Origin of the sequence: Streptomyces sp. NPDC091281 (genome assembly GCF_044757425.1) — a bacterium.
Lineage (GTDB): Bacteria > Actinomycetota > Actinomycetes > Streptomycetales > Streptomycetaceae > Streptomyces.
On sequence record NZ_JBIVUY010000004.1, the window covers coordinates 46,896 to 59,623 of the forward strand.

Sequence of the window (12,728 nt, forward strand, 5' to 3'; positions counted from 1 at the left end):
AGCCCCCGGAAGCGCGAGGCGGGTCAGCGCACCGTCGGCCGGTCCGTGTCCCCCGGCGGGGTCTCCGGGGTCGTGCGGGACAGGAACAGCGCGAAGATCGGCGGCGCCGTCTGGAGCATCTCCAGGCGCCCCCCGTCCGCCTCGGCGAGGTCTCGGGCGACGGCGAGCCCGATCCCCGTGGAGTTCCGCCCGCTGATCGCCCGCTCGAAGATCCGCGCCCCGAGATCCGCGGGGACACCGGGCCCTTCGTCGGTGACCTCGATCACGGCCTGGTTCCCGGTGACCCGGGTCCGCAGCGCTACCGTGCCGCCGCCGTGCATGAGCGAGTTCTCGATGAGCGCCGCCAGCACCTGCGCGACCGCGCCGGGCGTGCCGACCGCCTCCAGGTGCCGTTTCCCGGAGGAGACGATGGCCCGGCCGACGCCGCGGTAGGCGGGCCGCCATTCGGCGAGCTGCTGCTGGATGACCTCGTCGAGGTCGAAGGTGACGGCGGACCCGGTCCGCGGGTCGCGCGAGTTGGTCAGGAGCCGCTCGACGACGTCGGTGAGCCGTTCCACCTGGGTGAGCGCGATGGTCGCCTCGTCCTTCACGGTGTCCGGGTCGTCGGTGAGGGTGATCTCCTCCAGCCGCATGGAGAGCGCGGTGAGGGGGGTGCGGAGCTGGTGGGAGGCGTCGGCGGCGAGGCGCCGTTCGGCGGTGAGCATGCGGGCGATGCGCTCGGCGGAGGAGTCCAGCACGTCCGCGACCCGGTCCAGCTCGGGGACGCCGTACCGCTTGTGGCGGGGGCGGGGGTCGCCGGAGCCGAGGCGTTCGGCGGTCTCGGCGAGGTCGGTGAGGGGGGAGGCGAGCCGGTTGGCCTGCCGGATGGCGAGCAGCACGGCGGCGATGACGGCGAGCAGCGCGACGAGGCCGATGATCAGCAGGGTGCGGCCGACCTCGCGGGTCACGGAGGAGCGGGGCTCCTCGACGACGACGGTCTCGCCCTCCTCGCCGCGCGCCTCGCCCCGGATGACGTCGCCCTCGGGGCGGCTGCCGACCTCGATGACGGGCTTGCCGGGGATGCGGACGAGGGCGTACCGCTCGTCGGTGAGCTGGTCGCGCAGCACCTCGGCGTCGACGGTGCCGGAGCCGACGAGGCGGGAGTCGACGATGCTCGCGAGCCGGGCGGCCTCCAGCTCGACCCGTTCCTGGGCGCTGTTGCTGATGGTGCGGGTCTCGACGATGACGAGGGAGACGCCGAAGACGGCGATCACGACGAGGACGACGGCGAGGGTGGACTGGATCAGACGGCGGCGCACGGGTTACTCCGACTGGCTCTTCTGCCTCGGCCTGGTGGTTCTGCCTGGTGGTTCTTGTGCCCCGGCCGTCCGTCAGCTCTTCTCGAAGCGGAAGCCCACGCCGCGCACGGTGGCGATGTAGCGGGGGTTCGCGGCGTCGTCGCCGAGCTTCTTGCGGAGCCAGGAGATGTGCATGTCGAGGGTCTTGGTGGAGGACCACCAGGTGGTGTCCCAGACCTCGCGCATCAGCTGGTCGCGGGTGACGACGCGGCCCGCGTCGCGGACGAGGACCCGCAGCAGGTCGAACTCCTTGGCGGTGAGCTGCAGCTCCTCGTCGCCCATCCAGGCGCGGTGCGACTCGACGTCGATGCGTACGCCGTGGGTGGCGGGCGGCTGCTGGGGTTCGGCCGCGCCGCGCCGCAGGAGGGCCCGGACCCGGGCGAGGAGTTCGGCGAGCCGGAAGGGCTTGGTGACGTAGTCGTCGGCGCCCGCGTCGAGGCCGACGACGGTGTCCACCTCGTCGGCGCGCGCGGTGAGGATCAGGATGGGGATCGTCAGGCCCTCGGCGCGCAGCCGCCGGGCCACCTCCAGTCCGTCCATGCCGGGCAGGCCGAGGTCCAGCACGACCAGGTCGATGCCGCCCTGGACACCGGCGTCGAGGGCGGTCGGGCCGTCCTCGCGGACCTCGACCTCGTATCCCTCCCGGCGCAGGGCGCGGGCCAGCGGCTCCGAGATGGACGCGTCGTCCTCGGCGAGCAGTACACGGGTCATGAGGCGATGGTAGTCCGCGCCGCCCGCGGGCCGGGGTGTGATGCCCCCGTTGCCTTCTTACCCAGGGACACCCACGGACACCTGCGGCGAATCGGACAGGCCGCCGACGAACCCGTCCGCGCCACCCCGCCCCCGCGCCCGACTCCCCCGGACCGCCGCCCCACCCCCGCGCCCGCCCCCACCCGGCGGCCCCGTCACCCGCTCGCACCAGTCACCCCCAATCCACCCACCACCTTGGTCCGGACCTGGTCTCGCGGGATGGCATCCTTGCGGGGCCTTCGAATCACCGGCGTGGTTCCCTTCTCACCTGTGATCTGCGCCTCAAGTCCTTCCATTTCCGGTTCTGTCCTGCCGTATGGTGAAACAACGCCTGTAGCACCTCTGGGACCTTCGGCGCTCGACTGGACGCCGGGGGTCTCTGCTGTGTGCGGGCCGGCCTCTCCCGCCGGCCCTCGAAAGGAATGACCTGCGGCCGGGCCCCTCATGCGGGGCGTCGATCCCGGCGGTCGCCGTCCTCCGTCCCGCGATCCGGGGCGGACCTCCCCCCGGGCGTGGGGGCCGGGCGGGCCGATCGAGCCGGTTGCCGGCCGCCCCAACCGGGCGCGTTCGCTCCACCGCGCGTCCCGACAGCAAGGAACGACCATGGCGTCCAGCCTGACGAAGGCCTCGGCGGCCCCGGGAACCCCCGGCGCCGAGAAGACCTTCTTCGGCCACCCCCGCGGACTGGCCACTCTCTTCATGACCGAGATGTGGGAGCGCTTCTCCTACTACGGCATGAGGGCACTCCTCCCGCTGTACCTCGTCGCCCCCGGCGGTCTGCACCTGAACGCGGCCACCGCGACCGCGATCTACTCGGTGTACGTGTCGCTGGTGTACCTGCTCGCCATGCCCGGCGGCTGGTTCGGCGACCGCGTCTGGGGGCCGCGGAAGACCGTCGCCGTCGCGGGCGCGGTGATCATGCTGGGCCACCTCACGCTGGCCCTGCCGTCCTCCGGGACGTTCTACGCCGGTCTCGGTCTCGTCGCGATCGGCTCCGGTCTGCTGAAGGCCAACATCTCCACGATGGTCGGCCACCTCTACGAGGGCCGCGACGACGCCCGCCGCGACGGCGGCTTCACCGTCTTCTACATGGGCATCAACCTCGGCGCCTTCGCCGCGCCGCTGGTCATCGGCACCATCGGCGAGAAGGTGAACTGGCACCTCGGCTTCGCGCTCGCCGCGCTCGGCATGGCGCTCGGCCTCGCCCAGTTCCTGCTCGGCAGTCGCCACCTCGCCGACCGCTCCAGCGTCGTCCCGACCCCGCTGTCCGCCGCCGAGAAGGCGTCGACGCTGCGCAAGGCCGCGCTCTGGGCGGGCCTCGCCGTCGTGTTCTACGCGGTCGTCGGCTTCTCCGGCTCGTACACGCTGAACTGGATTCTCGTCCCGCTGACCCTGCTCGGCGTGATCATCCCGGTGATGGTGCTGGCCCGGATCAAGCGCGACCGGGACCTCGACCGCGCCGAGCAGTCGAAGATGTCGGCGTACATCTGGTTCTTCGTGGCCGCCGCCGTGTTCTGGATGATCTACGACCAGGGCGGCTCGACCCTGTCGATCTTCGCGTCGGAGTCGGCCGAGAACAGCGTGTTCGGCTGGGGCTTCCCGGTCTCCTGGTACCAGTCGGTCAACCCGGTCCTGATCATGGCGCTGGCGCCGGTCTTCGCCTGGATCTGGCTCGCGCTGAACCGGCGCGGCAAGGAGCCCAGCACGATCGTGAAGTTCGCCTCCGGTCTGCTCCTGGTGGGTGCCTCGTTCTTCCTGTTCCTGGCCCCGCTGTCGATCGCCGAGGGCGGTCACAAGGCGGCGGCGCTGTGGCTGGTGGCGATCTACTTCGTGCAGACCGTCGGCGAGCTGCTGCTCTCCCCGGTCGGCCTGTCGGTGACGACGAAGATGGCGCCCGCGAAGTACGCCTCGCAGATGATGGGCGTCTGGTTCCTGGCCGTCACCGCGGGCGACGCCACGACCGGCCTGCTCTCCCTCGCCGGGGTCGACCTGAACAAGACGGGCATCGTCGCCCTGGAGGCGCTGCTCGCCGTCGTCGCGGGCGGCGCGGTGTGGATGTACCGCAAGCGCGTCAAGGAGCTGATGGGCGACGTCCGCTGACGTCCGTCCCCCCACCCCGCTCCCGGAGGGCCGCCGCGCACGTCGCGGCGGCCCTCCGCGCGTACGGCGTCCACACGTACGGCGTCCGCGCCCGCCCGGTCAGCCGGCCCGGCGGCGGGCGGGCAGGTACGTGAGGACCGCGCCGCCGAGCAGCACCACGGTGCCCGCGAGCAGCCCGAGCGCCTTGAGCGCGCCCCGGTCGCCCGCGCCGGTCTCGGCGAGCCCGCCGCCGGAACCGGCCGTGCCTGCGCCGCCGCTCGCACCGCCGCTGCCGCCCCCGCCCGTACCGCCGCCGTTGCCGCCGTTGCTGCCGTTGCCGCCGCCCGAGGCGCCGCTCGCCTGCTCGGCGGTGTCCAGGGTGAGGGAGACCCGCGAGGTGTCGGGGGTGCAGGTGGTGGTCGTGCCGAGCGCCTCGATGGTGAGGACGCCGGGGGCGAGCGTGGAGACGCCCGTCGCGCCGGGCCGGTAGGTGCCGGTGAGGTCCGGGATGCGGATCGGGTCGCCGGACTTCACGGGCGCCGTGTTCGCCGGTCCCGTCACCTTCACCGAGCCCCGGTCGGCGCCGCCGAGCACGATCCGCATCGAGGGCTTCACGGCGTTCGCGGGAATGTCCACGGGGCTGTCCATCACGGACTTCTTGAACTGCGCGGTGAGGTCGTAACTCCCGCCGTTCTTCCGGGCGTTGATCTGCACCGGCGAGGTCGCCCGCTTCTCCCCGATCGGGGAGGCGCAGGTGTACGGCACGTCCACGACGTCACCGGTGAAGTCGGTCGCCCCGCCGCCCGAGGAGGACGGCCCCGGGGACGCGGAGGGCGACGGAGATCCGCTCGGGGACGCCGAGCCGGTCGGGACGTCCGTCGGCGTACCCGTGGGGGAGCCCGTCGGTGTCCCCGTGGGGGTGCCGTTCCCGGCCGTCACGGTGATGGTCGCCGCCGCGCCCACCGGTCCGGTCGGCGTGCAACGGGTGTCCGTGGACAGCGCGTTGACGACGTACCCACCCGGCGTGAGCGTCACCTGGCCCGCGGCCGTCAGCCGCAGTGTGCCCGTCATCCGGGAGAGCGTCATGGCGCCGCCCTTCGGGATGGGCGGGTTCTCGCGCGGTCCGCGCAGCGCGACGTCCGCGGTCTGCGCCCCGGCCGCCCTGAGGGTGCCGGACGGCTGGACCGAGTCGGCGGGCAGGTCGATGAGGTCGGGGTTGCGGGAGGCGGCCTGGACGAAGGTCCAGGCGAGGTCGACGGTGTCGCCCACCCGCGCGGTGGCGGGCGCGGTGATCTCCACCTTCGTCGTGCCGTCGACGTCGGGCAGTCCGACCCCAGGGGGCGGCACGCAGCGGGTGGCGAACGCCACCTCGGCGGCGCGCGCCTGCGGGACCGCCAGGCCCAGCAGGACGGCGCCCCCTCCGGTCAGCGCGGCGAGCGCCCCCGCGACCGGATCACGCCACCGCCCCCGCCGTACGGCTCTTTCGGTTCCTCCGGCTCTCTCGCGGGTGTTCACATCGTTCCCTTCCCGAAGTCGCTGCCAGGAGCCGTACGGCGGGTGGGGTCCGCCGGGCTCGGGGGACGGTCGTCGTCGTGCGGGGCGGTGGCATCGGCGTCCGGGGCCGCCGGGCGGGCCGTCGGGCGGGCCGCCGGGGCCGCGGGCCCCGCGACCCGGTCCACCACCGCGAGGCCGATGCGGAACAGCGCCGACGGCACGACCAGGCAGAGCAGCACCCAGAACAGGGTCACGCCCCACGGGCGGCCGACGTCCCAGGACCGTTCGGCGAGGACCTTCCCGCCGTACCGGACGGAGACGGTGTGGTCGCCGTGCGCGCCCGCGGCGAGTTCGACGGGCAGGGCGACGCGGGCCTTGCCGCCGGGGGCGAGCGTGCCGCGCCAGGGCCGTTCGTCCCACTGGGGGGCGAACACGCCGTGCGCCGTGCCCACGCTGAAGACGGGGTCGGTGACCGGGGCGGTGCCGGGGTTGCCGACGGTGAAGACCAGGGTGCGGGCGGGCGGCGCGCCGAACCAGGTGAGCAGCGAGTCGGAGCCCTCGAACGCGGTCGCGGTGAGGACGGACAGCCGCCCGCCCCTGGCGACGGGCAGCGGGGCGTCGGGGTGCCCGGCGATCCGCAGTACGGCGGCGGCGCGCGCCGTCGCGCCGGTCGCGGCCGTCACGTGGACGACGCACGGGCAGGGCACGGGCGGCGCGGTCACCGGCAGCGCGCGCCGGAACCGGCCGTCGGCGCCGGTGGTGACGGCCCGTCCGTCGGCGTTGGCGCAGCCGTTGGTGCCGCCGGTGAGGCCCGCGGCCGGGGTGGCCTGTCCGCAGACCAGCAGCATCAGCAGGGTCCGGGGGCGCCACCCGGACCCCGTCACGGTGACCTCTCCGCCGGGCCGGACCGGGGCGGCGGCGACCGTCACCGCGGGCCCGTCGGCCGCCCGGACCGGCCCCGCCCCGGACAGCACCGGCAGGGCGAGCACGGCCACCGCGACCGCCGCCGTGACCAGGACACGCAGCGCCGCGCTCCCCCGCGCACTCACGCCGACTCCCGCCGTACGGAGGGGACTTCGGGCGGCGTACGGTCCGGGCGGCGCCGTACGGCCGTGGGGGCGGACCTGGTGCGGGCGGGCCGGTCGGGGGGTGGGGCGCAGGCGGTGGCGTACGGCATCGGCGGCTCCGGGGGTGAGGGCGGCGCGGTCAGCGCGTCGGGGTCCGCCGGGTCAGCCAGAGGGTGCCCGCCGCGCCCGCGAGGAGGACGGTGCCGCCGAACGTGGCGAGGGCGAGCGCGGAGTCCTCGGGGCCGGTCCGCGGCAACTCCCCGACGGAGCCCCCGCCGGTCGCGCCACCGCTGCCGCCACCGCCGGTCCCGCCGCCTCCGCCGGTCGATCCGCCGCCCTGGGCCGCCGTCACGTCGAGGGTGAGGGAGGGCGCGGGGTTGCCGGTGGGGGTGCAGGTGGTGGTCGTGCCGAGGGCCTTGATGGTGAGCACCCCGGCGGTGAAGGTGACCTTGCCGCTGCGGCGCGGGGTGTAGGTGCCGCTCAGGTCGTTGATCTTGATGGGGGTGTCGGCGGGGATGGCCTGCTGGTTGGCGGGTCCGCTGACGGCGACGGTGCCGCTGTCGGCGCCGCCGAGCCTGATGACGGCGCTCGGGGTCATGGCGCCCTTGCCGAGTTCGACCGGGCTGGAGGAGACGCCCTTCTGCCAGGACATGGTGATCCGGTAGGCGGCGCCGTTCCTGACGGCCTTGATGTCGAGGGGCGAGACGGCGCTCTTGTCGCCGATGGGCGTCTTGCAGGTGTAGGCGACGTCGACGACCTGGGCCCCGGCCGAGGGGGCGGCGGCCCACACGGCGGGACCGGCCAGCGCGACGACGGTGACCAGCGCGCCCGCCCGCCTCGGACACGGCACGGCCGCTCGCCTGGTACGCGACGCGGTCGCCCGCTCAGGACGTGACGCGGTCGCTCGCTCCGGACACGGCACGGTCCTCACCCCACACCTCGGCGCCGCCCGCCATACCTGACGGACCATCAGACAGGGCCGTCAAGGTACGCCGGGCGACGTGAGGAGGGAAGGGGAGGGCGAGGGGCAGTTGCGGGCCCGGTCAGGCCGGGGCCGCGCCCAGTTCCGCCCAGACGGTCTTGCCCGTGACGTCCGCGGTCCGCACGACCCCCCAGTCCAGGCAGAGCCGCTGCACGATGAACATGCCGTGGCCGCCGGGGCGCCCCGCGCGGTGCGGGGTGCGGGGTGCGGGCTGGCCCGTGCCGCGGTCGGAGACCTCCACCCGGATCACCTTGTTGTCGCGGGAGAGGACGATCTCGTCGGGGCCCTCGGCGTGCAGACAGGCGTTGGTGACCAGTTCGGAGACGACGAGCAGCACGTCCTCCGCCGCGGCCCGCCGGTCGGCGCCCTCGGCGGGCAGCCAGCCCCACGCGTACAGCGCCTGTCGGGCGAAGTCACGGGCCATGGGGACGACCCCGCTCGCGCCGTCGAAACTCAGCCTGCGGACCTGGCGACCCGCCGACGCCCCGGGGGCGCCGTCGGGCTCCGGCTCCGGTCCGCGGTCGCCCGGCGAGTAAGGCCGGGTGGTGCTCATCAGCGCTTCACCTCACCGATTCACCTGTTCGATCCACCTGTTCACGTTCATACGATTCGAGATTTCAGTTGAGTTTTCAAGAGTGCGCGGTGGCCGGTGCGCACAGGAGCCAGTAGACACGGTCCGCGGCCCTCGTACGGGTCGGTCCGCGCATCCCGTCCCCTTGTCGCCCTCGTGGCCGTCGTCACCGTCACCGTCGTCGCCTCCGGCGCCGTGGGCGCCGTCGTCGCGCTCACCGCTCCCGCCGCCGTACCGCCGACATGTTCCGATGTCTCCCGCAGATGTCTCCTGCCCGACGGAGCCGCCGGGACACCCCCCGTTTCAGGTGAGGTGGCCCATCCGACCACCGCCGCGGGCCGCGCGGGGCCCGCCGGGGCGCGGGTCGGACGGGTCAGACGCCCCGGTCCGGCCGGTCGGGCCCGTCCGGACCCGCCGCCGCACCGCCCGTGGCGCCGGGATCGTCGGCCAGGGCGTCGGCCACCGAGGCGTGCACCGTGAAGACGGCGTCCGCGCCGGTGATCTCGAAGACCCGGGCCACGACGGGCAGCATGCCCGCGAGGTGGACCGCGCCGCCCGCGGCCTCCGCCTTCAACCGGGCGCCGAGCAGGACGTTGAGCCCGGTGGAGTCGCAGAACTCCAGCCGGGAGCAGTCCACGACGAGGCGCTCGATCCCCTTGTCCAGGCAGGCGTCCAACGGCTCGCGCAACAGGTCGGCCGTGTGGTGATCCAGCTCACCCGCCGGAGTCACGACGGCGCTGGAGCCCTCTTCCCGCACCTCCACCAGAAGCCGGCCAGACTGTGCGCTGCCGACCGTCCCGCGGTCCATGCCGTGTCTCTCCCGAGGTCGTGAGTGCTTGCTGACGCCCTCGAACACTACGCCTTCGATCCGCACCCCAACAGCCGAACAATCGCCCACAAACGGACATAACTCAACAAAACACACTTGCGATCGATCGAGCAAAGCAGGTAGGGCTAGAGAAGTACGTATCCGACACGGCCGGCTTTGGAGGCGCCGCACACCGCAGTGCACGCATGGCTTCGGCAGCCGTATGCCGAGAACGATGGAGGACATCATGTCACCCCGGCTCGACGCACCGCATACCCGCAGGGCGCCGTCGACACCCCCTCCGGAACACCTGACTTCCCCCGCTCCCCACCCCGCACCCGGCGTCTCCCCCGCCCCCGACACCGCGGGGCTCGCCGGACTTCCGGAGATCCCCCCGTTCGACGAGGTCGGCCCCGTCGACGCGCGGGCGCTGTCCAAGACCCTCTTCGAGCGGCTGGAGTCGCTGGAGGAAGGCACGTACGCCCACGCGTACGTCCGCAACACCCTCGTCGAGCTGAACCTCGCGCTCGTCAAGTTCGCCGCCTCCCGCTTCCGCTCGCGCAGCGAGCCCATGGAGGACATCATCCAGGTCGGCACGATCGGCCTGATCAAGGCGATCGACCGCTTCGAGCTGAGCCGCGGGGTGGAGTTCCCCACCTTCGCGATGCCCACGATCGTCGGGGAGATCAAGCGGTTCTTCCGCGACACCTCCTGGTCGGTGCGGGTGCCGCGGCGGCTCCAGGAGCTGCGGATCGACCTGGCCAAGGCGGGCGACGAACTCGCCCAGCAGCTCGACCGCGCCCCCACCGCGGGCGAGCTGGCGGAACGCCTCGGCCTCACCCGCGAGGAGGTCGTCGAGGGCATGGCCGCGTCGAACGCGTACACCGCGTCCTCGCTGGACGCGCAGCCCGAGGACGACGACACCGAGAGCGCCCTCGCCGACCGCATCGGCTACGAGGACCACGGCCTCGAAGGCATCGAGTACGTCGAGTCCCTGCGGCCGATGATCGCCGAACTCGCCCCGCGCGACCGGCAGATCCTCTCCCTGCGCTTCGTCGCCGGGCTCACCCAGTCGGAGATCGGCGAGGAGCTGGGCATCTCCCAGATGCACGTCTCCCGCCTCCTCTCCCGCACGCTGGTACGCCTGCGCGAGGGCCTGACCCTGGAGGAGTGAGCGCCCCCGCGGCGCGCCGAGGCCCCGCATACGTCCGCGCCCGGGTGAGCACGACGCGTGCTCACCCGGGCGCGGACGTATGCGGGGCGCGACGGGGCTTGCCCGGAGGCCGGGGCGAGCCCCCGTATATCGGGGCGCGCTCCGGCACCGCGACTCGGCATAATCGGGCGCCGGTGGCGCGGCGCGGCCGCGTCCCGTCCCGTCTTCGGCCGGCAGTGTCGCGGGCCCCGTTCTCCGTCCGCCGAGGAGCGCCCGTGCCCGCCGTACCCGCCGCCGTCGCGGCATCGTCCCGGTTCGCCGATCTGCCCGTGCTGCTGGTCGCCGCCGTGTGGGGGTCGAGCTATCTCGCCGCCAAGGGCGTCACGACCGCGGACACCGTGCTCGCCGTCCTGGTCCTGCGGTTCGCCGTGGTACTGCCCGTCCTGGTCGCCGTGGGCCTGCGGCGGCTGCGCGCGCTGAGCGGGCCGCAGTGGCGCGGCGGCGGGCTGCTCGGCCTGATCCTGGCGGGGATCTTCCTCCTGGAGACGTACGGCGTCGTCCACACCTCCGCAACCAACGCCGGTCTGATCATCAGCCTGACCATGGTGTTCACCCCGCTCGCGGAGAGCCGGGTGCGCCGGGTCCGGCTGCCGGGCGCGTTCCTGGCGGCGGCCGGGCTGTCCGTGCTCGGGGTGCTGCTGCTGACGCAGGGCGCCGGGTTCACCGCGCCGTCGGCCGGGGATCTGCTGATGCTGGCCGCCGCGGTGGCCCGTACGGCGCACGTGCTGGTGATGGCGCGCACCGAGTCGGTGCGGGGCGCGGACGCGCTGTCCCTGACGACGGTCCAACTGGGCGGCGCGGTCACGGTGTTCGCGCTGCTGTGCGCCGTGCTGCCGGGGGCGGGGGCGTCCCCGTGGGCCGCGGCGCGCGCCTTCGACGCCGGGGACTGGGCGGGGCTGCTCTACCTGTCGGTGTGCTGCACGCTGTTCGCGTTCTTCGTGCAGATGTGGGCGGTCCGCCGCACCTCGCCGTCCCGCGTCAGCCTGCTGCTGGGCACCGAGCCGGTGTGGGCGGCCGTCGTCGGCATCGCGCTCGCCGGGGACCGCCCCGGCTGGGCGGGCCTGGCGGGCGCGCTGCTGGTGCTGGCGGGGACGGCGTGGGGGCGGGCGGTGGCGGACCGGGAGCGGGGGGCCGTGGCGGGGGCGGGGGCCGACCCGGAGCAGGGCCCGGTGCCGGTGCCGCCGGTCGCGGACGGGGGCCCGCAGGCCCCGACGGCGGCGGCTCAGACCACCCGTACGCCCGCCCGCCACACCTGCGACACGAGCGGGACGCCCGGCCGGTAGGCGAGGTGGACGTGGCTCGGGGCGTCCAGGACGGCGAGGTCGGCGCGGGCGCCGGGGGCGAGGCGGCCGACGTCCGTGCGGCGCAGGGCGGCGGCGCCGCCCGCGGTGGCCGACCAGACGGCCTCGTCGGGCGTCATCCCCATGTCCCGTACGGCGAGCGCGACGCAGAACGGGACGGACGAGGTGAACGACGAGCCCGGGTTGCAGTCGGTGGACAGGGCGACGGTGACGCCCGCGTCGAGGAGGCGGCGGGCGTCCGGCCAGGCGGCGCGGGTGGAGAACTCGGCGCCGGGCAGCAGCGTGGCGACGGTCCGGCCGCTCGCGAGGGCGTCGACGTCGGCGTCGGTGAGGTGGGTGCAGTGGTCGGCGCTGGCCGCGTCCAGCTCGACGGCGAGTTGCACGCCGGGCCCGTAGGACAGTTGGTTGGCGTGGATGCGGGGGTGCAGGCCCTTGGCGCGGCCCGCGGTGAGGATGGCGCGGGCCTGGTCGCCGTCGAAGGCGCCCTTCTCGCAGAACACGTCGATCCAGCGGGCGTGCGGGGCGCAGGCGTCGAGCATCTCGCCGGTGACGAGGGCGACGTAGGCGGCCGGGTCGTCGGCGTGCTCGGGGGCGACGATGTGGGCGCCGAGGTAGGTGACCTCGTCGGTGTGGGCGGCGGCGATGCGCAGGGCGCGGGCCTCGTCGGCGACGGTCAGGCCGTAGCCGGACTTGGTCTCGAACGTGGTGGTGCCCTGGCGGAGCGCCTCGGCGAGGTAGCGGGTGAGGTTGGCCTCCAGTTCCGTATCGGTCGCGGCGCGGGTGGCGGCGACGGTGGTGCGGATGCCGCCCGCGGTGTAGGAGCGGCCGGACATGCGGGCGTTGAACTCCTTGGTGCGGTCGCCCGCGAAGACGAGGTGCGAGTGGGAGTCGACGAAGCCGGGGATCACCGCCCGGCCCCCGGCGTCGACCCGGTTGTCGGTGGCGGGTGCTTTGCTCGACGCACCGGTCCACACGACGCGGTCGCCCTCGATGACGACGGCCGCGTCCTGGACCAGGCCGAGGGGAGAGGTGTCACCGAGGGAGGGGTCGTTGGTGACCAGCGTGGCGATGTTGGTGATGACGGTGCTGCTCATCGTGTCCTCGTCGGGTGCGCGTGCCGGTGTGG

General features: G+C 74.2%; 12 protein-coding genes. 3 read left to right on the forward strand and 9 right to left on the reverse strand.

From position 1 onward, the window contains the following. Positions 1-23: 23 nt before the first annotated feature. A complete protein-coding gene (locus tag ACIQPQ_RS11805; RefSeq protein WP_401302756.1) occupies positions 24-1,298 on the reverse strand; it encodes an ATP-binding protein in 1,275 nt (424 codons plus the stop codon). Between the two features lie 72 nt (positions 1,299-1,370). Next, positions 1,371-2,048, reverse strand: coding sequence for a response regulator transcription factor (locus ACIQPQ_RS11810; RefSeq protein WP_383774380.1), 678 nt, complete (start codon positions 2,046-2,048; stop codon positions 1,371-1,373). Positions 2,049-2,690: 642 nt separating this feature from the next. Between ACIQPQ_RS11810 and ACIQPQ_RS11815 the strand changes: the two genes are divergently transcribed. Next, the gene (locus ACIQPQ_RS11815) at positions 2,691-4,187 is read left to right on the forward strand and encodes an oligopeptide:H+ symporter (protein WP_383774382.1); all 1,497 of its coding nucleotides are present in this window, start codon (positions 2,691-2,693) and stop codon (positions 4,185-4,187) included. A gap of 99 nt (positions 4,188-4,286) precedes the next feature. Here the strand turns inward: ACIQPQ_RS11815 and ACIQPQ_RS11820 are convergent, their stop codons facing one another. From ACIQPQ_RS11820 to ACIQPQ_RS11845, 6 genes are all read right to left on the reverse strand, one after another. After that, positions 4,287-5,594, reverse strand: coding sequence for a hypothetical protein (locus ACIQPQ_RS11820; RefSeq protein WP_401303550.1), 1,308 nt, complete (start codon positions 5,592-5,594; stop codon positions 4,287-4,289). 83 nt (positions 5,595-5,677) lie between these two features. After that, positions 5,678-6,709 (reverse strand): hypothetical protein, encoded by a 1,032-nt coding sequence (locus ACIQPQ_RS11825; RefSeq protein WP_401302758.1) that lies wholly within the window; start codon positions 6,707-6,709, stop codon positions 5,678-5,680. Continuing rightward, positions 6,706-6,837 (reverse strand): hypothetical protein, encoded by a 132-nt coding sequence (locus tag ACIQPQ_RS11830; protein WP_401302760.1) that lies wholly within the window; start codon positions 6,835-6,837, stop codon positions 6,706-6,708. The genes ACIQPQ_RS11825 and ACIQPQ_RS11830 overlap by 4 nt, the downstream gene beginning before the upstream one ends. Before the next feature lie 29 nt (positions 6,838-6,866). Further along, the gene (locus ACIQPQ_RS11835) at positions 6,867-7,577 is read right to left on the reverse strand and encodes an LPXTG cell wall anchor domain-containing protein (RefSeq protein ID WP_401302762.1); all 711 of its coding nucleotides are present in this window, start codon (positions 7,575-7,577) and stop codon (positions 6,867-6,869) included. Positions 7,578-7,770: 193 nt separating this feature from the next. Continuing rightward, entirely contained in the window at positions 7,771-8,262 is a 492-nt protein-coding gene (locus ACIQPQ_RS11840; RefSeq protein ID WP_401302764.1) for an ATP-binding protein, read from the reverse strand. Positions 8,263-8,653: 391 nt separating this feature from the next. Continuing rightward, positions 8,654-9,088: an STAS domain-containing protein gene (locus tag ACIQPQ_RS11845; RefSeq protein WP_401302766.1), complete on the reverse strand. Its 435-nt coding sequence runs from the start codon at positions 9,086-9,088 to the stop codon at positions 8,654-8,656. Positions 9,089-9,323: 235 nt separating this feature from the next. On the opposite strand from ACIQPQ_RS11845, the gene ACIQPQ_RS11850 reads away from it, so the two are divergent. Together ACIQPQ_RS11850 and ACIQPQ_RS11855 are read left to right on the forward strand one after the other, a co-directional pair. Beyond that, positions 9,324-10,262 carry an RNA polymerase sigma factor SigF gene (locus ACIQPQ_RS11850; RefSeq protein WP_401302768.1) on the forward strand — a complete coding sequence of 313 codons (939 nt, stop codon included), beginning with the start codon at positions 9,324-9,326 and terminating at the stop codon, positions 10,260-10,262. A gap of 254 nt (positions 10,263-10,516) precedes the next feature. Further along, positions 10,517-11,584 carry a DMT family transporter gene (locus ACIQPQ_RS11855; RefSeq protein ID WP_401302770.1) on the forward strand — a complete coding sequence of 356 codons (1,068 nt, stop codon included), beginning with the start codon at positions 10,517-10,519 and terminating at the stop codon, positions 11,582-11,584. On the opposite strand, the gene hutI is transcribed toward ACIQPQ_RS11855, so the two are convergent. Beyond that, positions 11,524-12,696, reverse strand: coding sequence for an imidazolonepropionase (hutI, locus tag ACIQPQ_RS11860; protein ID WP_401302772.1), 1,173 nt, complete (start codon positions 12,694-12,696; stop codon positions 11,524-11,526). The two genes, ACIQPQ_RS11855 and hutI, sit on opposite strands and share 61 nt — an antisense overlap. Positions 12,697-12,728 lie beyond the last annotated feature (32 nt).